The organism is Campylobacter sputorum subsp. sputorum (assembly GCF_008245005.1).
GTDB lineage: Bacteria > Campylobacterota > Campylobacteria > Campylobacterales > Campylobacteraceae > Campylobacter_F > Campylobacter_F sputorum.
Genome location: NZ_CP043427.1, coordinates 1,351,873 through 1,376,179, shown reverse-complemented (window position 1 = coordinate 1,376,179; position 24,307 = coordinate 1,351,873). Strand labels below are relative to the sequence as shown.

Genomic DNA, 24,307 nt, shown 5'->3' with positions numbered 1-24,307 from the left:
ATTAAAGACATAAAATAAGATAATTTTTGTATAACTGTTTGAATTAATTTTGGATTTTTACTATGTTTATTGTATAGAGGAAATTAGGTTTTTGATATAGTTCAAATAAGAAAGATGGAGTATTGTCAGATTTAACAAAATTTATAAAATCAAGTTCGATTTATTTTTTTGGAAGTATTTTAAATAAACTCATAGCTTTTTTTATGCTTCCTTTGTATACTAAATATCTAAGTCCTAGTGATTACGGTGAGTATGATTTAAGCTTGGTTTATGTAAATCTTTTTATAGGTATATGTTTTATAGATATTTATATAGCAGTTATGAAATTTTTGCTTGATGATAGCTATAAAAATATAAAAAATTACAAAGAAAAAGTTTTATTTGCTGGGTTTATTGTTTTTTTGATTTGTTTAATTTTTTATATATTTAGCTTTTATATGTTTTTAAATATTTTAAATGTTAAATTTATGAATTCGCTCATTATATTAGGGATTATAATGTATATTCATACTATATATAGTTATATTTGTAGAGCTTATGGATTAAATTACATATTTGTATTTAGCGGAGTATTGTCTACTATAATTGGGGTTATTTTAAATTTAATTTTTTTAATACATTTTAAATTAGGCTATATTTCTTTAATATACGCTTCTATCATAAGTATTATTTTTGCTATTTTAATGATGGAAATAAATGTAAAAGTTTTTTTAAAGTTAAGGATTGGTTTTGGGGATTTTACCTTTGTAAAACCGATGTTTTATTACTCTATTCCTTTGATTTCTCTTGCATTTAGCTACTGGTTTGCTGAGTTTTATGGTAAATTTTGTATTTATAAAAGTATAGGCCTAACAGAAAATGGATATTATGCTATTGCTTTAAAATTTTCTATGCTTTTAATGCTTTTGATAAATTGTTTTAAAATGGCTTGGCAAGAAGTAAATTTCTCAAAAATTTTAGATCAAAATTTAATGGGCAAGTATTATACAAAAGCTATTAATGAGTATATTAAATTTTTATTATTTGGTTCTAGTTTTTTAATAATTGCAATTAAAATTATATTTCCATTTATAGTAAATAGTAGCTATTATGAGGCTTTTATCTATATCCCAGCTTGTTTGATGGTTTGTATTTGTGTTGGGGTTTATGAGTTTATATCAAATATTATAAATAAGATTAATTATAATAAATATCTACCTAAAATAAGCTTTATTTATTTATTTATAAATATAATTTTTGTGACTTTTATGGTAGAAAAAATAGGCATTTTTGCTATTATTTTTGCATTTATTTTAGAATATATAGTTGCTTGTGCAATGCTTATAATTTTGATTAAAAAAGAATTTATAATAAAAATAAGATTTATAAACATTTTATATATTTTAATATTTATAATTACTTCTTATGCGTGCTATGTTTCAAATTTAGTTTTTATAGCTATAAATTTCTTTTTCTTAGTGCTTTTTTATGCTTATGTTTATAAAGATATACTAAAAAATAAAAAGAGAGTTTTATGAAAAAAATCAATATTTTATGCGTTATAGGTCTTATGAATACAGGAGGAGTAGAAAGTGTTATGATGAATTATTATGAAAGATTTGATAAAACTAAATTTAGTATCACTTTTTTAACATCAAGTAACTCCAAGGATATACCTTATGGGTGGCTAGATAAAAATGGTATAGAGATAATTGTAGTTGATGTGTTTAAAAATAAAATCAAGACATTTTTTACATTTATAGAAATTTTTAAAAGACTTAATATAGATATTATTCACTCTAATGTTTCAAATTTATTTATATTTTTAGCTGCTTTTTTGTGTCGTGTAAAAGTTAGAGTAATTCATTCACATCTTTTCATGGAAAATAAATATAAAACAATAAAAAATAAAATAAATATATATACCACTAATCATCTTGCAACTACTTATATAGCATGTGGTAAAGCAGCTGGCAGAGATATGTTTGCAAATAAGGACTTTACTTATGTAAAAAACGCCATAAATATAAATAAATTTATTTTTAATGCCAAAGAAAAATATGAAATTAGTAAAAAACTAAATTTAGACGGCATGATTGTATTTGGATGTGTAGCTAGATTTGAAGAGCAAAAAAATCATAAATTTCTTCTTCAAGTCTTTAATTGTATAAATCACTATATTCAAAATTCGCATTTGCTTTTAGTAGGAGATGGAATTTTAAGACAAGATTTAGAAAAACAAGCAAAAGAGTTAAATTTAATACAGAATATAAGTTTTGTAGGAAATGTTGTAAATCCAGAAATTTATTATAGTGCGATGGATTGTTTTTTACTTACAAGCTTTTTTGAGGGTTTTCCAGTTGTCTTAGTAGAGGCTCAAACAAACGGTTTAAAATGCTTTGTAAGTGATAAAGTTTCACGAGAGGTTAAAATTTTAGATAGTTTTGAGTTTGTATCGCTTAATTACGATTCTAAATTTTGGGCTAAAAAAATATTATTTTCATATAAAACAACTAAATTTAAAAGATATGAGAATTCGGTTGAAAAGATAAAGCAGCAAGGTTTTGATATAGACATTGAGTCTAAAAGATTGCAAGATTTATATTTGGAGTTGATAAAATGAACAATTACAATGTTTTTATAATTGTTACAATTTATAATGTTAAAAATACATTCAAATTATGAAGTATTTTAAATAATTATAAAATTTATGAAAAAGTGGGGTAAAAATATGCATTTTAAAATCATTGTTGTGATTTCTACAATTAATTTAAAAGATTACAAAGAATTAGTAAAGAGAATGAATTTACAAACTGATTGCATTATTATAAATCAAACAAATTATGATAAAAAGGAAAAATATAAATTTGATGATTTTAACATAAAAATTATTTCTGTTAATAAAAAAGGTCTTAGCAAAAGTAGAAATTTGGGTTTTGAATATATTAAAGATTCTGATATAGTTTATTTTGCAGATGATAACTTTGTTTTTTGTGATAACTATAAGCAGAAAATAGTTAATGCTTATACAAAATTTAAATATTTGGACGGTATTTGTTTTAGCGTAAAAAGAGGTAATTTATTAAAAAAATTAAACGGAAAATTAAACTATCTTAATTCATTTAAAATTTTTACTCCACAAATAACTTTTAAAACTAATTTTTTAATGAACAATAATATTAAATTTGATGAAAGATTTGGAAGCGGAAGCAGATTTGGAAGTGGAGAGGAAAATATACTTTTATTTGAATGTTTAGATAAAAAAGCTAATATATATGGAAGTGATGAAGTTTTAGGAATAAAAACAGATTTTCGCCCATCAACTTGGTTTAATGGTTATAATAGAGATTTTTTGTTTAATCGCGGAGCTATTTTTACTAGAATGAGTAAAAAATACTCTTTTTTGTTAATACTGCAATTTTCTATTCGCAAATATAAGTTATATTCAAAAGAAAATATTGGATTTTTTGAAGCTTTAAAACATATGTTAAAAGGCAGAAAATATTTTTTGGAGTTGGACAGTGAATGATTTGGTTTCAGTAATTATGCCATCTTATGGTTCGGAAAAATTCATAGAAGAGGCTATAAAATCAGTTTTGTTTCAGACTTATGATAATTACGAACTTATCATAATAGACGATTGTTCGCCAGATAATTCGAATAAGATTATAGAAGAATATATAAAAAAATATAATAAAATAAAATTTATAAAATTAGAAAAGAATTCTGGTTCGGCTATTGCTAGAAATAAAGGGATAAAAGCCGCAAAAGGTAGATACATAGCTTTTTTAGATGCCGATGATTTATGGTTATCAAATAAATTAGAAGCTCAAGTAAAATTTATGCAAGATAATAATTTGGTTTTTACCTACTCATCTTATAACCTTATAGATGAAAAAGGTGAGTATTTGGGTAAGTTTACAATAAAGCCTAAAATTTCTTACAATTCTATACTTAAAACTTGCGATATAGGCTGCTCAACAGCTATATATGATACTAAAAAACTTAGTAAAATTTATATGCCATTAGATGCTCATAAAAGAGAAGATTATGCTACTTGGTTAAAGATATTAAAATTAGTAAATAATACTAATGGTTTGTTAGATATAACAGCATCTTATAGATTATATAATAAATCACTTTCTTCTAATAAGTTTCATATGGCTATTTGTCAATGGAAAATTTATAGGAAATTTGAAAAATTAAATTTATTAACAAGCACATATTATTTTTTAAATTATGCTTTAAATGGCTTTTTAAAGTATAAAAAAACAAATAAATAGTTTACATAAATACCTAAAATTTACTAAAACAAATCCACTTAGTTTTAAATTCCTCCTGAAATTATCTGTGAAATATATGGATTTATACCTATATTTAAGCATATTTTTAAAGTTATAAAATTTAGAGTGCAAGCCATAAGCATAGAGACTATAAATTTTATAAACTCTACTTTGCTTTTAGATTTGCTCTTAAAAGTAAAAACTTTATTCATCACATAAGAAAAAAACTATACCAACCAAATACCCACTTAAATTTGAAATCTCTGGGCTTACACCTAAAAACATAAGCCCAAAAATTATACCAAAACCAACAATCGTGTTTAAAACTCCAACTAATAGGTATTTAATTAATTTTGTATCTAGCATTATTTAAATTCAATTACAAAACAATTATTATCATATTTGGTTATTTTATGCATAGCTGTATCCATACTATCAACTATTTTATTTGTATCATTAAAGCAAGATTTATAGTAATAATTTCCTTTTAATCCAAGAATCCTAAAGTTATTTATAGTTGTCCAAACCCAACTAGGTCTTAAATTTTGAAATTTGAGTGAATTTATAATAGGAAAGCTTTTCTTACTATTTTCAGTTACAGGAGAATTACCCACACCTTTTATAATTTGGACACTAAATTTACCATCAATCGGGGCTAGTTTATTCAAATCACTATACATAAGTTTAATTCTTATTTGAGAATACTCTTCTTGAGCTCTTAAAGCATTACCGTATGAATTTGCCTGAATTATCAAAAAATAAGCACTAAAGCATACAAAAATTTTAGATAAATTTATAAATTTAAAATTTAAAGAGTATATAAAAATAATAGCAACCACAACTCCTATACCATTATAAGCCCTTGTTGCTGTAAGTGGCTTTTCTAAAATCAAATAAGCCCCTTGACTTAATGAGACACTTAAAATTATAAAAGCAAAGCCCAAGCTTAAGGCGTTAAATTTATTTATTTTTGCTTTTTTAAAGATAGATATTAAGAAAAACAAAACTAAAATATAAAAAATATATTCAAATGTTGTATCATTTATAACTTCTTGGTATCTTGATAAATTATGTTTTATATTATTTAAAAAACCTTGCATTAAGTTTTCTTTTATTGCTCCACTAGATACATAACCATTAACTTCTGTAAGAATTATAAATTTATAGATAAACATAGAGACTGCATAGGATATAGCAAATAAAAAGCTATTTTTAACAATATTAATTTTCTTATTTTTATTTATAAACATTATCAAAATTACAAACATCGAGAGTATTAAATATACAGAATTTGCACTCTGGTAGGTATTTAAAGTTATTAAAACCGATAGAACCGAAACTATAAAAAATGTAAATTTCTTTTTTAAAAATAAAAATGGAATTATCGGCGAAATCAAAGCAAGTGCCATAAATGGACTATCAAATTTATAGCTCATATTTTCTAAGAAAAACGGACTAAGCCCAAGTGGAATTGAGGCCAATAAGCCAAAATAACTCTGTTTTTTATTTATAATTTTTACAAGCACCATTGAACCAAATGATAAAAGAGCCATTGCAATTAGCTGAGTAATTGGTGAAATATCTGTATTTCTATGTAAATTTAAATGAATAAGTTTTGATAAATTTTCACTTAAGTATCTTGAAAAATTTAAAAATCCAATATAGCCATCTTGGGCTCTTCCTAAATCATCTATATAATAAACATCAGCTAAAATCAGCCCAAAATACCCCAAAAAATAGATAAAATAAACAAACCCAAAATATTTCCAAAAATCTTTTTCACCAAAGAAATTTCGCCAAACAGTTATAAAATATATCCACTCACTTTTTAAAAATTTAGTTATTTTAAAGCTCTTTAATTTCGCTACAACATAGTCTGTATCAATAGTTATTTTCATTTCTTATCCTTAGAATTATCTAAAATTTCATCTATTATATAGTGTGGTCTTTTCTTAACTTCTTCGTAAATTCTAGCTATATACTCTCCAACCACTCCTAAAACTATGAGTTCAATGCCACCTAAAAATAGCATGATAGTTATAAGTGAAGGATATCCTATCAAAGTATCTAAAACTATATAAATTCCATAAATTCCAGCAATCAAGCTTATAATAAGCCCAACCCAAAAAGCAAGTTTAAGTGGCTTTGTAGAAAAGCTAATTATTCCTTCTACTGCGTATTTAAAAAGTCCTAAAAAAACTCCAGCTAGTTTCGACAGCTGCTCTTTTTTCATACTCATACTCTAAGCAAACTCTATCAAAACCAACCCACTCAAACATCATTTTGCTAAATCTATGGTATTCATTCATTTTAACTAGCTCATCAACCACAACCCTATCCATAAGTCTAAAATCTCTAACGCCTGATTCTAATTTCACATCTGATAGTAAATTTGAGATTTTATTAGTTTTTCATCGGTTCTTTTATTTCTCTTTGCATAAATAATTTTAGCTTCTTTATTAAACCAAATTTGATACATCTTTTTTATCAAATTTGGCGGGTCTTGCAAATCAACATCCATTAAAACTACAGCTTTTCCTTTTGATGCTTTTAAACCAGCTAAAATTCCAGCCTCTTTGCCAAAGTTCCTAGCAAATTTGATTAAATTTACATTTTTGTCTAAATTTCTAAGAGTTTTTACAGTTTCGCTAGTCCTGTCTTTACTGCCATCATCTATAAATATAAACTCATAAGTTAAACTTTTATCTATTTTATCTTTGATTTCATTTATAACTTTGATAACTTCATCGTAAAAAATTGATATGCTTTTTTCTTCGTTAAAGCACGGAACGATTATCGAGAGAGAAAAGACGACTGTACCGAATTATTGGATAAATTTGCATATTTAAATCCCTTTTCTTTTTATCATAATTGCTATAGTTTTAAATATAGTTTTTATTTCAAGCCATAGCGACCAGTGTTTTATGTAGTATAAATCATACATTAGTTTTTGCTTGGTATCATAAATATTTGCACCATATGGATAATTTACTTGTGCCCACCCAGTTATACCAGGTTTTACTATATGGCGTTCATTATAATACGGAATTTCTTTTTCATATTCTTTTACGAGTATACTCCATTCTGCTCTTGGGCCTATTAAGTGCATATCGCCTTTTAAGACATTTATAGCTTGTGGAATTTCATCAACTCTAGTTTTTCTCAAAATCTTACCAAAAGGAAAAATTCTATCGTCATTTCCTTTAGTGTATTTTTCAAAGTATGAGTTTTTATGCATAGTTCTAAATTTATAACATTTAAAAGTTTTTAAGTTTTTACCAACCCTATCTTGCAAAAAATATATCTCTCCAGGACTTTCTTCTTCTATTTTTTTCTTTACATAAAATTTTAAGAAAAAATTTATACTATATAAAATCCCACCACATACCAAGTCTACACATCTTTTTATACTATACTCAAATGTATTATATGGTTTTATATCCATTAAAAATTCCAAATTTTTACTATCATCTGGAATGTACAATTTTTCTAAATGTCTTTCTAAAAGTTTTTGTATAGATATGATGTGTAAAGGTTTTCTTCTATATCTAAATTGTAATAGAGTTAAAAATTTTATCATCTTTTTATCTATATCATAATCGCTATTTATGACTAAATATTTATAGTATTTATCTTTTAATAAATTTTTAATTTCTTTTCTGGTTATAGCAGAGCTTTCTCTAGTAGCATAGTATTTTAAAAATTTTATATCTTTGAATTTTTTATTTAGTTTTTTTAACTCAAGTTCATTAAATTTATACTTATCTCCAAGAATTATCAAGACTAAGCCTAGTTTATAAAGTCATTCATAAAAATTATCAATGTAGCAAAGGCGAGATTAACTCATCGCCTTGTTTAAAATTTCTTCAGCTTTTTTTACATCTTCGAAATTTTTAACTTTAACCCATTTGTTTGGCTCAAGCATTTTATATGTTTCAAAGAAATTTTTTATTTTATTTAGTGTCGCTTTTGGTAAATCATCAATAGATTTTATATCATCATATCTTGGATCTATCTTGCTAACAGGCACTGCTAAAAGCTTTTCATCCATCCCCGCTTCATCTTCCATCACAAGAACTCCTATCAAACGGCAAGGTATCACACTTCCTGCTTGAAGCGGATATTCGTTTAATACAAGTATATCAGCAGGATCGCCATCATCTGCTAGAGTATTTGGCACAAAGCCATAGTTTGCTGGATAAAACATAGCCGAGTATAAAACTCTATCAACGCAAACTGCACCGCTGTCCTTGTCTATTTCGTATTTTATGTTTGAACCATAAGGTATCTCTATAACAGCATTTATCTTATCTGGATTTGATCCTGGTTTTATTTTTGAAATATCCATTTTATTTTTATTCCTTTAAATTTACATTTTTTTCATTATTTGAGATACTATTATCTCATTTATTTCGCTAACTATCTCTTCTATGGTTCTTTCACCATTTACCGTGTAAAAAACGCTTTGAGATTTATAAAAATCTCGTATCTCGTCTATAGGTTCAAGATAAACTCTCATTCTATTTTTAAACACCTCTTCATTATCATCAGCACCTCTTGCTCTTCCTAGCACTCTTTCTTTTGCAATCTCTTCGCTAACTTCAACTTCTATAACAGAATTTAGTTTTATTTCCCCATCTGTTTTTATAACTTTATCAAGCTCTTTCATCTGCTCTACGCTTCTTGGATATCCATCTATTAAGATAAAATCTTTTGGAGATTTTTTTATAGCAGAAACTATTGTGTTTATAACTACATTTAAAGGAACTAGATTCCCGTTGCTTATATAGCCATCTATCTCTTTTCCAAGTTCGCTTCCACTTGCAACCTCGGCTCTTAAAAGATCTCCAGTTGAGTAGTGCTCTACGCTTTGATTCATCTTTGCTATCAAGCTAGCATCTGTTGTTTTGCCGCTTCCTGGTGCTCCAATGATTAAAAATAAATTTTTCATTTATTATCCTTTTTGTTTAATTTTAATCCAAGTTCACGCAACTGCTCGCTCGTAACTACGCTAGGTGCTTTTGTTAAAGGACATTGTGCTTTTTGTGTCTTAGGAAATGCTATAACTTCACGGATACTATTTGATTTTGTAACAAGCATCATAAGTCTATCAAAACCTATCGCAATACCACCATGTGGAGGAGCACCAAAACTTAATGCATCAAGCAAGAAGCCAAATTTCTCTTTTTGCTCATCTGGTGATATTTTTAGTAGATTAAATACTTTTTCTTGTATGTCGGCTTTGTGAATTCTTATGCTTCCGCCACCAAGTTCTATACCATTTAATACAACATCATAAGCTATCGATGTGATATCTTCGATATCTTCTTCATCCACATTGTTTGGCATTGTAAATGGATGGTGCATTGCTGAGTAAGAGCCATCATCGTTTTGTTCAAACATAGGGAAATCAACAACCCATAGAAATTCTAGTTTATTTTTGTCTATAAGTCCAAGTTGATCAGCTAAAAATAATCTAAATCTTCCCATATAATCAAGAACTATCTTTTTCTTTCCTGCTCCAAAAAATACTACATCGCCAACTTTTAGTTCACATCTTTTCATAATCTCATCAAGATCACTTTGTTCAAAGAATTTAACAAGCGGACCTTTTAAGCCATCTTCTTTAACCTGGAAAAATGCTAGTCCTTGTGCTCCAAATTTACGCACAAATTCTTCAAATCCTTGCATTTGCCTTTTGCTAAAAATATTATCGCCATTTTCTACTTTTATTGCTTTTATGCGATTTTTCTTTTTGTCTTTTGCTAGAGAGCTAAAAATTTCGTTATTTGATCTTTCAAAGATATCATCTACATCAACAAGAGGCATATCAAATCTAAGATCTGGTTTATCACTACCATAGGTTTCAGTTGCAACTTTATATGTCATCTTTCTAAATGGTGTTTGTATATCATAGCCACATGATTTGAATATATCTTTTAAAACAGCTTCGCCAACTTTCATTACATCTTCTTGTGTATTAAAGCTCATTTCTATGTCTATTTGAGTAAATTCAGGCTGACGATCTGCCCTTAAATCCTCATCTCTAAAACATTTTGCTATTTGAAAATATTTATCAAACCCAGAACACATTAAAAGCTGTTTGAAAAGTTGCGGACTTTGCGGAAGTGCATAAAACTCACCTGGATGAACTCTGCTTGGAACAAGGTAATCTCTCGCACCTTCTGGCGTAGCACGAGTTAATATCGGTGTTTCAACTTCTACAAAACCAAGTCTATCAAGAGAATTTCTTGCAGCTATTGCAGCACTTGAACGCATTTTAAATTTATTAAAACTCTCAGTCGTTCTAAGATCTAAAAATCTGTATTTAAGCCTTGTTTCTTCTCCGACATTGCTATCTCCTATAACAAACGGAAGTGGCGCACTTGGATTTTCGACTATAAGTTTAGTTACTATAACTTCTATTTCACCTGTTTTTAGCTTCGGATTTGCCAACCCTTCGCCTCTTGCTCTAACTTTTCCTTTTGCTCTTAAAACAAACTCATTTCTAACACTATTTGCTATTTCGTAAGATTCTTTACTATCTGCTGGATCGCAAACAAGCTGCAAAAGTCCGCTTCTATCTCTTAAATCTATAAAGATAACTCCGCCATGATCACGGTATGAATTTACCCAACCGCAAACATCGACCTCTTTTCCGATGTCATCTCTTGATAAATCGGTACAATAATGACTTCTCATTAAGATTCCTTTTTATTTTATAAAACTAGTTATTATATTAAAACTTTGCTTTTACTTAGATAAGTTTATAAATTTTTATGTTAAAATTGATTTTATGGAAAAAGAAAAAATTAATCATAAAAATATAAAAAATATTGGCATTGTTGCAAAAAATCATGAAGATATAAAACAAAATATAAATCATATTTCACAAATTTTAAATTTATATGGTGTAAATACTATACTTGAAACCGAGAGCGCAAAATTATTAAATTTAAAAGGACAAAGCTTATTAAAACTAGCTAAAACTTGCGATATGATAATCTCCCTTGGTGGCGATGGCACACTACTTGGCGTTTGTAGAAAAATAGTAGATTTTAATACTCCAATTATAGGAATTTATGCTGGAAATTTAGGATTCTTAACAGATGTTAATATGGCAAATACAAAAGAATTTTTTGCTGATTTTTTTGATGGTAAATTTGAAGTTCAGCGTCCATATTTACTTGATATTAATTTAAAAAAAGATGAAAAAATTCTAAATAAAATTGCATTTAATGATGTAGTTTTGGTTCGCTCAAAGATAAAATCTATAGCAAAAATCGATGCTTTTTTGCACGATAAACATTTTAATTCATATTTTGGCGATGGCGTTATCGTAAGTTCTCCCATAGGCTCAACTGCTTATAATATGAGTGCAGGAGGATCTATAATTTATCCACTTTGCAATGTTTTTAGTATCACGCCAATATGTTCTCACTCGCTAACCCAACGCTCTTTGATACTTCCAAAAGAAGCAGAAATTTCGTTTAAAAGTAGAGATAATGTCGTTGTTGTAATAGATGGACAAGATGTTTATGAGATGAGTGATTATGATGAGGTTAGTGTAAAATTAAGTGATAAAAGAGTAAATTTGATAAAAAGCGTTAAAGCTGATTATTTTGACATTTTAAAAGAAAAGCTAAGATGGGGTCATAATGATTGAGAGATTGTATATAAAAGATTGTTTAACATTTAATGAAGTTGATCTTAAATTTAGTAGTGGTTTAAATGTTTTTACAGGCGTAAGCGGTGCTGGAAAGTCCGTGCTTTTTAACGCATTTTTAGGTGTATTTGGTCTAAAAGATAGTGAAGCAAAATTAGCTGAAGCAAATGTTGATTATAAATTTGATATGATGGAGTTTGGATTAGAAAATGATGAAATAAACTCTTTTAAGATGTTAAAAGATAAAAGCGTGAGATTTTTCATAAACTCACAACTTGTTTCAAAAAAAAATGTAGCTAGCATTGCAAAAGAACATATAAAATATCTAAATGCGAAAGAAAATGGCGAATTTGAAAATGATAAATTGCTTGAAGTGTTAGACACTATTTGTATAAAAAAAGACTTAAAATACAAAGAAATTCTAGCAAATTTTAAAGTAAATTACGAAGAGTATTCAAAAATTTTAAAAGAGTTAAACAAGATAGAACTTGAAGAAAGTAAAATAGAAGAGTTAAAAGAGTTTGCTAAATTTGAGATATCTAAGATAGATGAAATTTCGCCAAAAATAGGCGAATATGATGAGCTTATGGAAATCAAAAAAAAGCTTAGTAAAAAAGATAAGATAATAGAGTTTTGGAACAAGGCTGAGAATATTTTTAATTACGAAAGTGCTGTTGTTGAAGCGCTTAGATTAAGCGATAAAGATAGTGCGTTTTTTGAAGATAGTATGAATGAACTTAGAAATATTAAAGAGAGTTTAAATTTAAATGAACTTGATGATATTGATATAGAGCATATTTTAGATAGGATTGAGTTATTAAGCTCTTTAAATCGCAGATATGGAAGTATAGAAGAAGCTTTAAATGTGCTTGAAAAGCGAAAACAAGAGTTGGCTCATTATGAAGATATTAGCTTTGAAAAAGAAAATCTTCAAAAAAAATTAAAGAGTGCAAAAAATGTAGTTGATGAGTTGGCATTGCAAATTTCTAAAGCTAGAAAATCTAGTTTAGATGAGTTTGTAAGTGTTTTAAATGATTTTTTATCAAAGCTTTATATGAATGAAGTTAGCGTAAGTATAGAGCAAAAAGAGCTTGATGATAGCGGATTAGATGAAGTTTTGATAGAGCATAGCGGGGTTGATATAAAAAAGCTTAGTAGCGGTGAAACAAATCGTTTAAGGCTTGCCTTTATTGCTCTTAGATGTGTTGTTACAAAAAAAGGAGATGGTGTTATTTTGCTTGATGAAATAGATGCAAATTTAAGCGGAAAAGAAGCTATGAGTATAGCAAATGTGCTAAATGAGCTATCTTGTTTTTATCAGATTTTTGCAATCTCTCATCAGCCGCAACTTTCAAGCAGAGCAGATACACATTTTGTTGTAGAAAAAAATGGCGAAATTTCAAGCGTTTATGAGATAAAAGACGATGAAAAAGCAAAAGAGTTAGCTAGAATGATAAGTGGCGAAAATATAAGCAAAGAAGCTATGGATTTTGCTGCAAAAATGCTTAATGAGAAATAGGTATAAAAAGAAGTTTTGATATCTCTTTTGATATTAAATCCTCAAAATCATTCATAGCTTCTTTAGTGTCATTATAGTTGCTTGAGTAGTCTAAATTTGTGGTGAAAGTTTTTGATTTATCATTGTTATTTTTAATTTGTATAAGCAAACTTGAGCTAGCTTCATATAAGTTACTAAATGATGTATCAAAATTATCGTTTTTTGTTATATTACCCAAAACATATCCAACTTCTATCTCCTTTTGTCTATATCCGTGATTACCAAATCCAATGCCAACATTTACATATCCTCCGCTTGTTTTTGGTATCGGTGTTTGTTTAAAGTAATTTATAGTAAGTTTTATATCTATGCTAGAATTATTTTCATTTGATAGAGTAAGTCCATTGTTTTGTAAGGCTTGTATTATTTTTTTATCAAGAGAGCTAAAAGTTCCGCTATAATTATCAAATTTAATGTTGAAATTTCTGTTTTTTGGGATAATGTCGATATCAAATTTATTTGTATAAATAATCTCGGATCCAATTAAACTAGAAAATACAAATAATACAATAAAGCAAATTTTTAGCATTAAAATTCTAGGAAATGAAGTATCTGATTGCTTATCTTATCTGCAAATTTAGCCATTATCGTGCTTGTTGAGTATACACCTCTATCGCTTTGTAAATTTAAATTTGTTGAGTAATCCCGTAAATTTTTTAGTTTTATAAGTAAAGAAACTTGTGCTTCATAAATGTAGCTTGTATCGTTATACTCATATGGATTGTCATAATCATAAAAATGTCCGAAACCACCATAAAATCTCCTCATACCAAAACCAAAACCCATATAAACATTTGGATCTTTTACATATATCCTTTTAAAGTCAGTTAAATCGCCATAAATTGCATAATCACTACTAGTTGGATCTTGCGATATCTCATATCCATTGTTTTGCAGCGTGTATTCTATGTTTTTTGTTATATTGTTTTCAACATTTATAGAATTATTAAATTTAATATAAACTTTTTTACCCTCAGGTTTTTGTGTTATTATTAAAGGCTCAGTAGTTTTTAAATGCACAGTAGGGGTTGTCGATGCACAAGCTGTAAAAAATAGTAATAAAAAAAACAAATAAATAGTCTTTTTCATATCGGTTTCCCTTATTTTATAAAATAATTCCCATCAAAACTTAAAAGCGAGTATTTTCTCTCGTTTCCTAAAGCATTTATTAGTTCATCTATCTCTAAAAATTCCAAACTATCTGCATCTATATATTTACAGACCTCATCTTTACTCATATTTGCACTTATCAACTCTTCTTTTGTAGGTGTATCTATGCCATAAACATCTGGAAATTTTATCTCAGGTGCAGCAATTCTCATATGTATCTCTTTTGCTCCAGCTTGTCTTAAAAGTTCAACTATCTTTTTAGAGGTTGTTCCTCTGACTATACTATCGTCTATTACTATAATTTTTTTATCTTTTAAAACAGAAGTCATAGGATTTAGCTTTAGTTTTACTTTTAAATTTCTCATAGCTTGTGTTGGCTCTATAAATGTTCTTCCGACATAGTGATTTCTAACGATTGCCATTTCAAATCTTATGCCGCTTTCTTGAGAATATCCAAGTGCAGCTGGAACGCCACTATCTGGGACAGGTATTACAAGATCTGCGTCAATTTTAGATTTTTTAGCAAGTGTTTTGCCAAGTTTAATTCTTGTTTCATAAACATTTTTGCCATCTATCATGCTATCTGGTCTTGCAAAATAAATATACTCAAAAGCACATATTCTAGGATCTGTTTCCTCAAAAAGTTGTATACTTTTAAATTTATCACATCCTTCTTCAAAGATTATCATTTCCCCTGGTTTTACATCTCTTATAAATTTAGCTCCAACTAAATCAAATGCACAAGTTTCGCTAGCTACTATATATCCGCCATCTTTCAATCTTCCTATGCTAAGGGGTCTAACGCCGTATCTATCTCTAATGGCAAAAAGTTTTGATCTGCTCATTATAAGCAGACAATATGCACCTACGATTTTATTTATAGCTTCAACTATTCGTTCTTGCAGATGGTTTTCCTTACTTCTTGCTATAAGATGAAGTATGTTTTCTGTATCCATATGTGATTGAAATATCGAACCTTCGTTAATAAGAGCATTTCTAACTTCATCTTTGTTTGTTAAATTTCCATTATGCACAATTGAAATTTCCCCCAAAGAATAGTTTGCAAACACAGGCTGTGCATCAGCATAAGATTCACCTCCTGCAGTGCTATATCTATTGTGTCCGATAGCCATTTTACCAATTAATTTATTTATATTTTCTTGATTAAAAACATCAGTAACTAAGCCTTTATTTTTTATGGTAGTTATGTGATGGTTATTGTTTGCACTAATACCTGTTGCCTCTTGACCGCGATGTTGCATAGCAAAAAGAGCGTAATAGGCTGTTTTTGATGCGTGATTTGAGTTTATCACTCCAACTATTGCACACATATTTATATCCCCAAACAATCATTTATGGTATAAAGACCATTTTTTTGCTCACTTACCCAAAGTGCCGCTTTTATAGCACCATTTGCAAATGTCGCTCTACTTGTTGCTGTATGAGAAATTTCTATAAACTCACCATCGTTATAAAATCCAATGGTGTGTTTTCCAACTATATCGCCGCCCCTTAAAGACATAACAGCTATCTCATCTTTGCTTCTTTCTCCAACCATTCCGTTTCTACCTGTAACCATAACATCTTTTAAATTTAAATCTCTTGCACTTGCTACACTTTTTGCAAGTGTTAGTGCTGTGCCGCTTGGTGCGTCTTTTTTATGATGATGATGCATTTCTGTTATTTCTATATCAAAATCTCTTAATGCTTTGGAGGCAAGATATGCTAGTTTGTTTGTTATTGCTACGCCTAAACTCATATTTGTAGCATATAAAATCGGCATCATATTGCTTGCTGTTTTAAGCAAGTTTTCGCCATCTTCTCCAAGTCCAGTTGTACCCATACAAATTGGTTTTGGATTTGTTCTTGCGTAATTTAGTAAATTTATAGCACCATCTTTTATTGTAAAATCAATCACAACATCGCAATTTTCAAAAAAAGTTTTAAAATCATCCGTTATTACGCACTTTGGCTCATAATTTAGTGGTTCTATAGTGTAAATAGAGCTAACTTTTGCCTTAGTGTTATTTTTTAGGCATTCAAAAATCATTGTCCCCATCTTTCCACTACCGCCGTAGATACCAATGTTTATCATAATTTTTCCTTAAAATAAATATGTTAAAGAGTATATCAAATTTTGGCTTTTAAAATTATATATTTTATACAAAATTAAAGCTATTTTGATAAAATCTAGCTTATGGAAAAATTAGCTATGCTTAGAAAGTTGTATTATTATAAGGCGTTTGGCTTTAAGTATATAAATGAAAATATGCTAAAAGATGGAAGTATTAAGACTTCTTTTTTAAATGTTGATAGTATATCAAATATAAAATCTCAAGTTTTAAATTGCTCTTTATGCACACTTTGTAAAAGTAGAAAAAATGCTCTTTTTTCTTTTGGTTCAAAAAATGCTAAAGTTTTTTTTGTATCAGATTCCCCAAGTATTGCAGATGATTTAAGGGGCGAGCTTTTTAGTGGGAAAAGCGGAAAATTTTTTTTAGATTGTTTAAAAAAAACAATTGGGGATGGGGAATTTTATTTTTCAAATATCATAAAATGCAAAATAAGTGGCGATGAAGTGCCAAATATAGAGTATTTTCAGAAGTGTAGTCCATACATTATGCAAGAAATTGATATAATAGCTCCAAAAATAATAGTTACTTTAGGCTCTTTAGCTTTTAATCTTATAACAAATGATTTTGGAGAGAGTGTAAATTTTGATAGTTTAAGGGGAAGTGTTTTTAAATTTAAAAACACTTTATTGATGCCGACATATTCGCCTTACTGGATTATCACAAATCCAAGCAAGATGGATGAGTTTATGTTGGATTTAGATAAAATTAAAGAGTTTATATGAAAAAAATAGTCATAATTTTGATGCTGATGGTATCTTTTTTGATTGCAAAAAAAGAAGAGATAAAGTCTTTTATACCTCCTGTTAGCGAAGAGTGGATAAATTTAGAAATAGAGCCTTGTGATGACAAATGCTTAAAAAAGCTTATAGATGAAAACATGCTCGCTAGTTTTTTATCTAGATTTGAGGGCTCAAAAGATGCTCAGTTAAATAAAATTTATGCAACATATGTAACAAAAAGTATCTCAAAAGAACCTTTTAATATGCCTGCTGATTTTGATCAAACAACCATAGCTGTGATAATTCCGCAAAAGGTTATAAAAAGTTATTCAATTATCGTAAATAATGCCATTTTATCATACATAATAAGGCAAAATGCTAATTTAAATGTGAAGTTTTTTTTGATAGGTGATGAGAGTAGTTCTTCTATATCAAGTGCAACAAATGCTATAAAATCTCAAAATATTAAGTTTATAATAGCTCCAATGACAGCAAATGGTGTTAGAAATTTAGCTCAAAATATACAAAATGATATTCTTGTTTTTGTTCCAACGATACACAAAAAAGCCGTAGGCGAAATGGATTCTAATTTCATTTTTGGTGGTATAGATTATGAAGCACAAATTTCTAAACTTTTAATGTATGCAAATTCCAATGTTGCTACTTTTTCAGATGGAAGTAGTCTTGGAAATATGCTAGATGGATATGTTAATAATCTAAGTGGCGGCGTTATATATGGTTCTATAATGCAAAGTGGAAATTTGGATTTAAAACGCGAAATTTCTGGAAATTCAAGACTTAAAAACTCAAGCGTGTTTTTTAATGTTCCTATGGTAAAAGCAGCTCTTCTTGCATCTCAGTTAAAAATTTATAACGCAGATACTTACGCACTCTTATCAACGCAGATAAATTATGATCCTATGCTTTTAAATTTTGCTCAGTATTCTGATATAAAAAATATGTATTTAGCTACATCTATAACTTCGGTAGATCAAAATTTAGAAAGTATAAATAGCATTTTAAAACAAGCTTTGAAATATGATTGGATTGCTTACTCTACAAGTGTTGGTATGGATTATATTTATAGTTTGATAAATCCTAGTGCAAATAAAATATTTAATGAAAATATAGTAAATTCTCAAGTTGTTTATGATACTTTGATTTACAAAACAACGCCTTATGGTTTTGAGTTAGCTACTCAGCCAAATTTAGAGCAAAATGGCGTAAGCCAATAATTTTATATCAGTTTTGTTGATATAAAATTAAAAATATTTTCAGGTATTTTGCTAGGTTTTCCATTATTTACAAATGCTAATTTTATTTGTGCTTCAAATAAAATTTCATTTAAACTACATTCTTTTATAGATGCTATTTTGTAAATTTTATGCTCTATTATGCAACTTGCTTTTTTGCTCTCTTTTACTTTGGTTGTTATTTCTATAGTATCGCCAAATTTAGCCGGAGATATGTATTTTGCATTTATTTGGCTAACTACGAAAAAACCATCTTTTGTAAAAGGAGCTAAATTTTCTTTTAAGAAACACTCACTTCTTGCTCTTTCGCAAAATTTTATATAATTTGCATGATAAACAATGCCGCCAGCATCAGTATCTTCATAATATATTCGTATTTTCATTTTGTCTTCCTAATATATCTTTGTATTTTTCTCTAAAATGTCCATTTCTTGTCATCACAAAAGATTTTTCATAAAATATAAGCAAAACTATGGAAATACCAGTAGCTAGTGCAAAAATTATAGAAATTGTTGTATATGCGTTGTCAAAAATTTCTAAAAGATAATGGATTTTTTCATTTTCGTCTTTTGAGCGCATAAATATAAATATTGCAAGTATTGTTTTATATGCTTGAATTCCAGGAATCATTGGTAAAAGCGATGGAAAAGCTATAACTTCTATCGGGGTTTTTAGTTTTTTTGCAAAATATACAGCAAATAAACCAATACTAATTGAACCAACTAGCGTCGCACCTGCATAATTTAGTATATTGGTTTCTAGTAGTGTAAGTCTTAGTGCGTATCCAAGTCCACCAAGCAAAGCACAATATAAAAGTATTCTTTTTGGTGGATTGTTTGCATAAGAAAAACCAAGACCCGCAATAGCTGCAAAAATGACATCTATCATAAAAGTAGTTAAACTCATAATAATCCCAAATTTGAAATGCCTAAAGTTATGTAAATTCCAACACTCATACATAGTATTAAAATAGCTGCATTTACAGCTCTACTTATACCTATAAGCACATTTTGGTCAAGTATATCAAACATTGAATTTAGTATTACAATACCGGGAAAAAGATAGAGTATGCTGGCACTTATCGCAGGTGTAGGTGTTTTGCTTAGATCAAAATCTGTCGCTAAATAGGCAATAAAAGATGATATAAAAGAGCAGATTATGTATGTTACTCTTATATCCATATTTTTCTTATTTAAAAAATGTCTTATACTAACACCAGCCATTGTGCCAATTATTACAAAAAATATACTCCAAATATCTCCACCAAAAAGCTTACAAAATGCCCCAAATGCCGCACTTATAAAAATTATAGAAAGCCCAAATTTAGTACCTTTTGTTTTTAAGATTTCTTTATATATTTTTTTAGCTTCATCAAGAGTAAGATTTTCATCTTTTATAGACCAACTTAATGCACTAAGTTCTGATATCATACTTAAATTTATGGAATGTTGGGTTATATCTTTTACATAAGTTCTTCTATTTTCGTAATCATCTATATCTGTTACACTTATAGATATGTGCTTTAAAAGAACAAATATAGATGCGTCATATCCGTAATACGCGGCTATTCTTTTTACACATCTACTAACTCTTGAGTTATAGCTACCAACTGATATCATTGTAGATGCATAATCTGCAAGAAAATTTATAAGTTCTAATATATTTTGTTTCATTTGGCTAATTATATAAAAAATTTAGTTAAAGAAATTTTATTTAATGACGATGTAAATTTAAGTTAGCAAAAAGGAGAGAATTATGAAAGTAGAAAATGCGTCTTTTTACGATAAAATTTTTGTTAATTCAGATAAAATTAAACAAAATCCTATAAAAGAAGGTTCAAAAACCGAAGAATCTAAAAAACCAAAAGATCCTACAGCGGAAATTTGGAATAAAATAGAAAAGTTAAAAAAACAACTATCAAATTTACAAGCAATGATAGCAAAATTATCTTCAAATAAAGATGAAGCAAGCAAAGAGCTTGTAGCTCAGCTAAACGCACAATGCGGTCAAATAAATGCTCAAATTTTAGCTTTGTTTGAACAGCTTTTAAAAGGAAATGTAAAAGTTTAATTTGTATTTGCAAGGAAAATACTTGCAAATATTATTATTTCATTTTGTTAAATGGTCCGTATTTGTGCTCTTTATCGCTAAATTTATCATCATGAGGACCAACATCCGTATCGATAGCTTTTACTCTTCTATCTGGAAAATCTAAATCCCTACCTTTTTTAATAGGGCGTTTTTGAGAGTTGATATAAGCTGCTACATCAAAAGCTTCCTCGTCTGTCAAAATAGCATTAAATTGAGGCATATTTTGTTTTATAAATTGTGCCGCTTTTATCATTCTATACATTCCAGCACCTGTATTGTAACTATCATTACCCCAAAGTGGCGGATAAATGTAATAATCCCCATTTGCTACATCTGGATTTTGCGAACCTTCGCCATTTTGTCCATGACAAGCTACGCAGTGAGTTTGAAATAAAACTTCACCTTTTTTTGGATCAGCTGCTCTGCTTATAAGTTTTACGCTATTTAAACCTTGTCCTTCCACTTTTGCACCTACTTGCACACCACTGCTTAAATAGTGCATATATGTAACAATTGCTCTCATTTCTGGCGAGTTTAATGGCAAAACTTTACCATTCATACTTCTTTGCATACAGCCATTTATCCTATCTTCTATGCTTACTATTTTATCGCCTCTTGCGTTGTATTGTGGAAATCTAGCAGTAATTCCTACAAAACCAGCTGAATATACCTTAGTTCCAGCATTTGCATGGCAGCTATTGCAAGATAAGTGATTTCCTGCTAATCTTTTTTCTTTATCTTTGGCATCTGGACCTATGTATTTGTGAGTTTGGGTTAGAATTTTGTATCCGAGTATGACATTTTTGCCATAAGGCGAATTGGGAAGTTTTGTCTCATCTAAGATACCATTTTCGTCAATTGCCGGCGGAAGTTGCCATTTGGCAGTTGGCAAGTCTATGCCGGTTAGTTGTTTTTGCTTGTCTAGTTTAGCATCAAAACCAAATGTTAGGCTAGTAAGCAAAAGCGGTATTGTTAAGATATGAAAATATTTCATACTAATCTCCTTTTGTGTTAAAATATTTGAAAAAATATACTATTAACTTCTATAAAAATTAATAAGTAATAAAATTATATTTAGTTATTTAGTTATTTAGTTTATATTTAATAATATTTTTGCATGCCTTATGTCATTTAAATATATTGCAAAATCTTTTTTGATACAATAAGCAAAAATTTATAAAGGCAAAACATTGAAAATTATACTTACGCAAAACGATATAATAAATTTAAAAATTTTTATGCTAACAAAAAGCAAAACAGCGAAAAAACAGCGTTTGATAAGCTATTATGCGATACCATTTGAGTTTATTTTGGTTGGAATTTTTATAGATGGTATATTTAAAGTTGCTCCGATTGTGTCAATAATATCAGTAATTCTTGCAATTTTATGGATGATTGTTTATCCAAAATTGTATAAAAAAATGCAAGATGGACACATCAAAAATGCAAAAGAGACTAAATTTGCTGATACTATTATGAATTTTAAAGCAGATGAAAATTTCATATCTTTTAGTGTGGGTGAGCCAAAACCTAATGAAAAATTTGAAACAAAACACTTAAAAACCATAGAAGAAAGTAAAAATAATTACTTTCTTGGTTTTAAAAACTCTCTTTACATAGTGCTACCAAAAAATGATGAAACACTTAAAGAAATTAAAAATATATCTTCAAATTTACATATAAATTTAGAAAATATAGAGTTATAACCACTCTTGCTTTGATGAGTTTTCATCAACTTCGTTGCCAATCTCATCGTAAAGTTTAGCATAATAAACAACAAATTCTTTTGCATTTTTATTTATTGGTAGATATACACCATTTTCTAATATGCAAAATTTATTTAAAAACTCACTTGCATCAATTTTTTCATAATAAATTTTAGCCAAAGTTTCATAGTTTTGCAAACATAAGGTTTTAAATTTTTCATAAGAATTGTTACTAAAATTAACACTTAATTTATCATTTTCAAAACTTAATGCATTGCTTTGAAAAAGCAAACTTAAATGTATCAATCCTTCGCAGTAATAAGGCTTAACTTCATCGACTTTTTGCCATGCTATTAAACCGACACTTCTTTTTATAAGCTCGTTAAATACCGGCATTTTGAGTTCTTCTTTTTCGTGAAAAAAGAAATTTACTAATCCGCCAGTTGTCGCTTTATACTCTTCGATAAGTTTAAAAAGACCATTTTTATTCATAGAATTTTCTGTATCATTATCTATGAAAAATATATGCCCAAACTCGTGTCCTATCGTGCTTACTTCATAAACTTTTCGCCAAATTTCAGGCTTTTTAAATAAAATTTCTCTTCCATAATCTAAAAATTTCTTTTCAAATATTATTGAGCTTAGTTTCATAAATGGTTTTGCTTTTGAGCTCTCATATACAAAATTTACAAAAGCAAATATTTTTTTACCGCATTTATTGCTAACAAACTCATCATTTGGAACAACTTGAGCACTAAAAAGCCCGTTCATTTCAGCTCCGTAATAAATCATAGGAGTTGAGATATAAAGTTGGGTTTTATCTATATTTGAAACTACATTTTGATACATTTTTGGATTTTGTGCATTTATATTTTTATAAACTTTATCAAAACTTTCTAAAATTTCTTTTTTAAATTTATTTTCATCAAAAGATGAACTTTCTTTTAGCCTTACATCCCATTCTAAGGCAACTGCGTGAGTATAAGCATCTTCGTAGTATTCAAGCGGATGTCCAACTTGCAAATCGCCTTTTACATCCATCCAAGCAATCTCTGCTTCTTGCCACGATGATATAACTTTATCATCATCAGTTTGCAAAAATGCTTCTTTTAATTTTTCAAAATATTTTACATAACTTGCATGTTCTGGTGTTTTGCTAACTTTGTTTAGATTATGTATAGTTTCGTCAAAAGCTTCTTCTAAATTAAACTCACCAAAAAATATAGAATATGGCACAAATTTTACGCTCTCGTTTTCAAATAATGCAACCCCATAGCTTCTATCGCAAGTTAAGCCGTCATTTGAAATTTGATAAAGTTTATTTTCTTTTATAAATTCATAAGGATTTTGAATTTTAGAAAACAATTCACTATTTTTATCTACTACAATTTCTTGCCATTTTTTTTGCATTTCATTAAATATTATACCGATATTATGAACGTTTTTAAGTAAATTTAAATTAAAATCATCTAGTATATTTGCTTTATTAATTTTCTCAATTAACTCTTCGTGCAAATTAGTATGAATTTGTGCAGTAAATTCATACATTTCATCTCTATATTTTAAAATTTTTTGATTGTCTTTATGGACTTTTTTTAGTTCTATTAAAAGCGGGTCTGGTTTTAAATCTACTATTCGCCTTAATATGGCTATTTTTTGAGATTTTTCGCCGCTAAATTTACAAATTTCAAGAGCTTTTTTTATGATATCGCTATCTAAATCATCATATAAACCATTTAGCTTTTTGTTGTTTTCATTTACCAAATTTAGCAATTCTTTATAATTATTCATGTTTTATCCTTTAAAA

29 protein-coding genes are annotated in these 24,307 nt (G+C 28.2%); 10 read left to right on the top strand and 19 right to left on the bottom strand.

Annotated features, from left to right (window positions below):
* Nucleotides 1–122: 122 nt before the first annotated feature.
* From CSPT_RS07010 to CSPT_RS06995, 4 genes are all read left to right on the top strand, one after another.
* On the top strand, nucleotides 123–1,517 hold the full coding sequence (locus tag CSPT_RS07010) for a lipopolysaccharide biosynthesis protein (protein WP_089182930.1): 1,395 nt from the start codon (nucleotides 123–125) through the stop codon (nucleotides 1,515–1,517).
* The gene (locus CSPT_RS07005) at nucleotides 1,514–2,602 is read left to right on the top strand and encodes a glycosyltransferase (RefSeq protein ID WP_089182929.1); all 1,089 of its coding nucleotides are present in this window, start codon (nucleotides 1,514–1,516) and stop codon (nucleotides 2,600–2,602) included. Before CSPT_RS07010 ends, CSPT_RS07005 begins: the two co-directional genes overlap by 4 nt.
* An 87-nt stretch (nucleotides 2,603–2,689) precedes the next feature.
* The gene (locus CSPT_RS07000) at nucleotides 2,690–3,508 is read left to right on the top strand and encodes a glycosyltransferase family protein (RefSeq protein ID WP_149051358.1); all 819 of its coding nucleotides are present in this window, start codon (nucleotides 2,690–2,692) and stop codon (nucleotides 3,506–3,508) included.
* Nucleotides 3,501–4,262 (top strand): glycosyltransferase family 2 protein, encoded by a 762-nt coding sequence (locus tag CSPT_RS06995; RefSeq protein ID WP_201261373.1) that lies wholly within the window; start codon nucleotides 3,501–3,503, stop codon nucleotides 4,260–4,262. Before CSPT_RS07000 ends, CSPT_RS06995 begins: the two co-directional genes overlap by 8 nt.
* A gap of 44 nt (nucleotides 4,263–4,306) precedes the next feature.
* Here the strand turns inward: CSPT_RS06995 and CSPT_RS06990 are convergent, their stop codons facing one another.
* The 10 genes from CSPT_RS06990 to aspS are packed head-to-tail and all read right to left on the bottom strand — an operon-like array spanning nucleotide 4,307 to nucleotide 10,964.
* On the bottom strand, nucleotides 4,307–4,474 hold the full coding sequence (locus CSPT_RS06990) for a GtrA family protein (RefSeq protein ID WP_249041595.1): 168 nt from the start codon (nucleotides 4,472–4,474) through the stop codon (nucleotides 4,307–4,309).
* Nucleotides 4,467–4,628: a GtrA family protein gene (locus tag CSPT_RS09355; RefSeq protein ID WP_249041596.1), complete on the bottom strand. Its 162-nt coding sequence runs from the start codon at nucleotides 4,626–4,628 to the stop codon at nucleotides 4,467–4,469. Before CSPT_RS09355 ends, CSPT_RS06990 begins: the two co-directional genes overlap by 8 nt.
* Nucleotides 4,628–6,160, bottom strand: coding sequence for a glucosyltransferase domain-containing protein (locus CSPT_RS06985; protein ID WP_089182927.1), 1,533 nt, complete (start codon nucleotides 6,158–6,160; stop codon nucleotides 4,628–4,630). Before CSPT_RS06985 ends, CSPT_RS09355 begins: the two co-directional genes overlap by 1 nt.
* The gene (locus CSPT_RS09175) at nucleotides 6,157–6,495 is read right to left on the bottom strand and encodes a hypothetical protein (RefSeq protein WP_201261372.1); all 339 of its coding nucleotides are present in this window, start codon (nucleotides 6,493–6,495) and stop codon (nucleotides 6,157–6,159) included. The genes CSPT_RS06985 and CSPT_RS09175 overlap by 4 nt, the downstream gene beginning before the upstream one ends.
* Complete coding sequence (locus tag CSPT_RS09170) at nucleotides 6,443–6,640, bottom strand: glycosyltransferase family protein (RefSeq protein ID WP_201261371.1); 198 nt, start codon at nucleotides 6,638–6,640, stop codon at nucleotides 6,443–6,445. The genes CSPT_RS09175 and CSPT_RS09170 overlap by 53 nt, the downstream gene beginning before the upstream one ends.
* Nucleotides 6,637–7,056: a glycosyltransferase gene (locus tag CSPT_RS09165; RefSeq protein WP_255410850.1), complete on the bottom strand. Its 420-nt coding sequence runs from the start codon at nucleotides 7,054–7,056 to the stop codon at nucleotides 6,637–6,639. Before CSPT_RS09165 ends, CSPT_RS09170 begins: the two co-directional genes overlap by 4 nt.
* A 51-nt stretch (nucleotides 7,057–7,107) precedes the next feature.
* Entirely contained in the window at nucleotides 7,108–8,043 is a 936-nt protein-coding gene (locus CSPT_RS06975) for a sugar transferase (protein WP_089182926.1), read from the bottom strand.
* 57 nt (nucleotides 8,044–8,100) lie between these two features.
* Entirely contained in the window at nucleotides 8,101–8,610 is a 510-nt protein-coding gene (ppa, locus tag CSPT_RS06970) for an inorganic diphosphatase (protein ID WP_089182925.1), read from the bottom strand.
* 21 nt (nucleotides 8,611–8,631) lie between these two features.
* Nucleotides 8,632–9,213 (bottom strand): adenylate kinase, encoded by a 582-nt coding sequence (locus CSPT_RS06965; RefSeq protein WP_089182924.1) that lies wholly within the window; start codon nucleotides 9,211–9,213, stop codon nucleotides 8,632–8,634.
* A complete protein-coding gene (gene aspS, locus CSPT_RS06960; RefSeq protein ID WP_089182923.1) occupies nucleotides 9,210–10,964 on the bottom strand; it encodes an aspartate--tRNA ligase in 1,755 nt (584 codons plus the stop codon). Before aspS ends, CSPT_RS06965 begins: the two co-directional genes overlap by 4 nt.
* A gap of 94 nt (nucleotides 10,965–11,058) precedes the next feature.
* Here aspS and CSPT_RS06955 point away from each other — a divergent pair, with 94 nt between their 5' ends.
* Together CSPT_RS06955 and CSPT_RS06950 are read left to right on the top strand one after the other, a co-directional pair.
* On the top strand, nucleotides 11,059–11,928 hold the full coding sequence (locus CSPT_RS06955; protein WP_089182922.1) for an NAD(+) kinase: 870 nt from the start codon (nucleotides 11,059–11,061) through the stop codon (nucleotides 11,926–11,928).
* Nucleotides 11,921–13,447 (top strand): DNA repair protein RecN, encoded by a 1,527-nt coding sequence (locus tag CSPT_RS06950; protein WP_089182921.1) that lies wholly within the window; start codon nucleotides 11,921–11,923, stop codon nucleotides 13,445–13,447. The genes CSPT_RS06955 and CSPT_RS06950 overlap by 8 nt, the downstream gene beginning before the upstream one ends.
* Here CSPT_RS06950 and CSPT_RS06945 read toward each other — a convergent pair.
* Genes CSPT_RS06945 through dapB form a run of 4 tightly spaced genes read right to left on the bottom strand, consistent with a single transcriptional unit; the run spans nucleotide 13,434 to nucleotide 16,691 of the window.
* Nucleotides 13,434–14,015 (bottom strand): hypothetical protein, encoded by a 582-nt coding sequence (locus tag CSPT_RS06945; RefSeq protein ID WP_089182920.1) that lies wholly within the window; start codon nucleotides 14,013–14,015, stop codon nucleotides 13,434–13,436. The two genes, CSPT_RS06950 and CSPT_RS06945, sit on opposite strands and share 14 nt — an antisense overlap.
* Nucleotides 14,015–14,575, bottom strand: a complete 561-nt coding sequence (locus CSPT_RS06940; protein ID WP_089182919.1) for a hypothetical protein — start codon at nucleotides 14,573–14,575, stop codon at nucleotides 14,015–14,017. The genes CSPT_RS06945 and CSPT_RS06940 overlap by 1 nt, the downstream gene beginning before the upstream one ends.
* Nucleotides 14,576–14,586: 11 nt before the next feature.
* On the bottom strand, nucleotides 14,587–15,927 hold the full coding sequence (purF, locus tag CSPT_RS06935; protein WP_089182918.1) for an amidophosphoribosyltransferase: 1,341 nt from the start codon (nucleotides 15,925–15,927) through the stop codon (nucleotides 14,587–14,589).
* 2 nt (nucleotides 15,928–15,929) lie between these two features.
* Nucleotides 15,930–16,691 (bottom strand): 4-hydroxy-tetrahydrodipicolinate reductase, encoded by a 762-nt coding sequence (dapB, locus tag CSPT_RS06930; RefSeq protein ID WP_089182917.1) that lies wholly within the window; start codon nucleotides 16,689–16,691, stop codon nucleotides 15,930–15,932.
* Nucleotides 16,692–16,793: 102 nt separating this feature from the next.
* Between dapB and CSPT_RS06925 the strand changes: the two genes are divergently transcribed.
* Both CSPT_RS06925 and CSPT_RS06920 read left to right on the top strand, forming a co-directional pair.
* Complete coding sequence (locus CSPT_RS06925) at nucleotides 16,794–17,453, top strand: uracil-DNA glycosylase (protein ID WP_089182916.1); 660 nt, start codon at nucleotides 16,794–16,796, stop codon at nucleotides 17,451–17,453.
* The gene (locus CSPT_RS06920) at nucleotides 17,450–18,685 is read left to right on the top strand and encodes a hypothetical protein (RefSeq protein ID WP_089182915.1); all 1,236 of its coding nucleotides are present in this window, start codon (nucleotides 17,450–17,452) and stop codon (nucleotides 18,683–18,685) included. Before CSPT_RS06925 ends, CSPT_RS06920 begins: the two co-directional genes overlap by 4 nt.
* 2 nt (nucleotides 18,686–18,687) lie before the next feature.
* Here the strand turns inward: CSPT_RS06920 and CSPT_RS06915 are convergent, their stop codons facing one another.
* Genes CSPT_RS06915 through CSPT_RS06905 form a run of 3 tightly spaced genes read right to left on the bottom strand, consistent with a single transcriptional unit; the run spans nucleotide 18,688 to nucleotide 20,376 of the window.
* Nucleotides 18,688–19,086 (bottom strand): YbgC/FadM family acyl-CoA thioesterase, encoded by a 399-nt coding sequence (locus CSPT_RS06915; protein ID WP_089182914.1) that lies wholly within the window; start codon nucleotides 19,084–19,086, stop codon nucleotides 18,688–18,690.
* The gene (locus CSPT_RS06910; protein ID WP_089182913.1) at nucleotides 19,064–19,609 is read right to left on the bottom strand and encodes a threonine/serine exporter family protein; all 546 of its coding nucleotides are present in this window, start codon (nucleotides 19,607–19,609) and stop codon (nucleotides 19,064–19,066) included. The genes CSPT_RS06915 and CSPT_RS06910 overlap by 23 nt, the downstream gene beginning before the upstream one ends.
* Nucleotides 19,606–20,376, bottom strand: a complete 771-nt coding sequence (locus CSPT_RS06905; protein ID WP_089182912.1) for a threonine/serine exporter family protein — start codon at nucleotides 20,374–20,376, stop codon at nucleotides 19,606–19,608. Before CSPT_RS06905 ends, CSPT_RS06910 begins: the two co-directional genes overlap by 4 nt.
* Before the next feature lie 82 nt (nucleotides 20,377–20,458).
* Between CSPT_RS06905 and CSPT_RS06900 the strand changes: the two genes are divergently transcribed.
* Nucleotides 20,459–20,773: a hypothetical protein gene (locus CSPT_RS06900; RefSeq protein ID WP_089182911.1), complete on the top strand. Its 315-nt coding sequence runs from the start codon at nucleotides 20,459–20,461 to the stop codon at nucleotides 20,771–20,773.
* A gap of 34 nt (nucleotides 20,774–20,807) precedes the next feature.
* On the opposite strand, the gene CSPT_RS06895 is transcribed toward CSPT_RS06900, so the two are convergent.
* Entirely contained in the window at nucleotides 20,808–21,788 is a 981-nt protein-coding gene (locus tag CSPT_RS06895; RefSeq protein WP_089182910.1) for a c-type cytochrome, read from the bottom strand.
* A gap of 196 nt (nucleotides 21,789–21,984) precedes the next feature.
* Here CSPT_RS06895 and CSPT_RS06890 point away from each other — a divergent pair, with 196 nt between their 5' ends.
* The gene (locus CSPT_RS06890) at nucleotides 21,985–22,500 is read left to right on the top strand and encodes a hypothetical protein (RefSeq protein ID WP_089182909.1); all 516 of its coding nucleotides are present in this window, start codon (nucleotides 21,985–21,987) and stop codon (nucleotides 22,498–22,500) included.
* Here the strand turns inward: CSPT_RS06890 and ciaB are convergent.
* Nucleotides 22,495–24,291: an invasion protein CiaB gene (ciaB, locus tag CSPT_RS06885; RefSeq protein ID WP_089182908.1), complete on the bottom strand. Its 1,797-nt coding sequence runs from the start codon at nucleotides 24,289–24,291 to the stop codon at nucleotides 22,495–22,497. The genes CSPT_RS06890 and ciaB overlap by 6 nt on opposite strands.
* Nucleotides 24,292–24,307 lie beyond the last annotated feature (16 nt).

Bases quoted from the DNA above. Each gene is read 5' to 3' on its own strand.
- CSPT_RS06905 (WP_089182912.1), bottom strand. From the start codon at position 20,376: ATGAAACAAAATATATTAGAACTTATAAATTTTCTTGCAGATTATGCA.
- CSPT_RS06925 (WP_089182916.1), top strand. From the start codon at position 16,794: ATGGAAAAATTAGCTATGCTTAGAAAGTTGTATTATTATAAGGCGTTT.
- CSPT_RS06945 (WP_089182920.1), bottom strand. From the start codon at position 14,015: ATGCTAAAAATTTGCTTTATTGTATTATTTGTATTTTCTAGTTTAATT.
- CSPT_RS06990 (WP_249041595.1), bottom strand. From the start codon at position 4,474: ATGAATAAAGTTTTTACTTTTAAGAGCAAATCTAAAAGCAAAGTAGAG.
- aspS (WP_089182923.1), bottom strand. From the start codon at position 10,964: ATGAGAAGTCATTATTGTACCGATTTATCAAGAGATGACATCGGAAAA.
- CSPT_RS07000 (WP_149051358.1), top strand. From the start codon at position 2,690: ATGAAAAAGTGGGGTAAAAATATGCATTTTAAAATCATTGTTGTGATT.
- CSPT_RS06965 (WP_089182924.1), bottom strand. From the start codon at position 9,213: ATGAAAAATTTATTTTTAATCATTGGAGCACCAGGAAGCGGCAAAACA.
- CSPT_RS06900 (WP_089182911.1), top strand. From the start codon at position 20,459: ATGAAAGTAGAAAATGCGTCTTTTTACGATAAAATTTTTGTTAATTCA.
- CSPT_RS06915 (WP_089182914.1), bottom strand. From the start codon at position 19,086: ATGAAAATACGAATATATTATGAAGATACTGATGCTGGCGGCATTGTT.
- CSPT_RS09175 (WP_201261372.1), bottom strand. From the start codon at position 6,495: ATGAAAAAAGAGCAGCTGTCGAAACTAGCTGGAGTTTTTTTAGGACTT.
- CSPT_RS06940 (WP_089182919.1), bottom strand. From the start codon at position 14,575: ATGAAAAAGACTATTTATTTGTTTTTTTTATTACTATTTTTTACAGCT.
- CSPT_RS06950 (WP_089182921.1), top strand. From the start codon at position 11,921: ATGATTGAGAGATTGTATATAAAAGATTGTTTAACATTTAATGAAGTT.
- purF (WP_089182918.1), bottom strand. From the start codon at position 15,927: ATGTGTGCAATAGTTGGAGTGATAAACTCAAATCACGCATCAAAAACA.
- CSPT_RS06920 (WP_089182915.1), top strand. From the start codon at position 17,450: ATGAAAAAAATAGTCATAATTTTGATGCTGATGGTATCTTTTTTGATT.
- CSPT_RS07005 (WP_089182929.1), top strand. From the start codon at position 1,514: ATGAAAAAAATCAATATTTTATGCGTTATAGGTCTTATGAATACAGGA.
- CSPT_RS06910 (WP_089182913.1), bottom strand. From the start codon at position 19,609: ATGAGTTTAACTACTTTTATGATAGATGTCATTTTTGCAGCTATTGCG.
- dapB (WP_089182917.1), bottom strand. From the start codon at position 16,691: ATGATAAACATTGGTATCTACGGCGGTAGTGGAAAGATGGGGACAATG.
- CSPT_RS06895 (WP_089182910.1), bottom strand. From the start codon at position 21,788: ATGAAATATTTTCATATCTTAACAATACCGCTTTTGCTTACTAGCCTA.
- CSPT_RS06985 (WP_089182927.1), bottom strand. From the start codon at position 6,160: ATGAAAATAACTATTGATACAGACTATGTTGTAGCGAAATTAAAGAGC.
- CSPT_RS09355 (WP_249041596.1), bottom strand. From the start codon at position 4,628: ATGCTAGATACAAAATTAATTAAATACCTATTAGTTGGAGTTTTAAAC.
- CSPT_RS06955 (WP_089182922.1), top strand. From the start codon at position 11,059: ATGGAAAAAGAAAAAATTAATCATAAAAATATAAAAAATATTGGCATT.
- ppa (WP_089182925.1), bottom strand. From the start codon at position 8,610: ATGGATATTTCAAAAATAAAACCAGGATCAAATCCAGATAAGATAAAT.
- ciaB (WP_089182908.1), bottom strand. From the start codon at position 24,291: ATGAATAATTATAAAGAATTGCTAAATTTGGTAAATGAAAACAACAAA.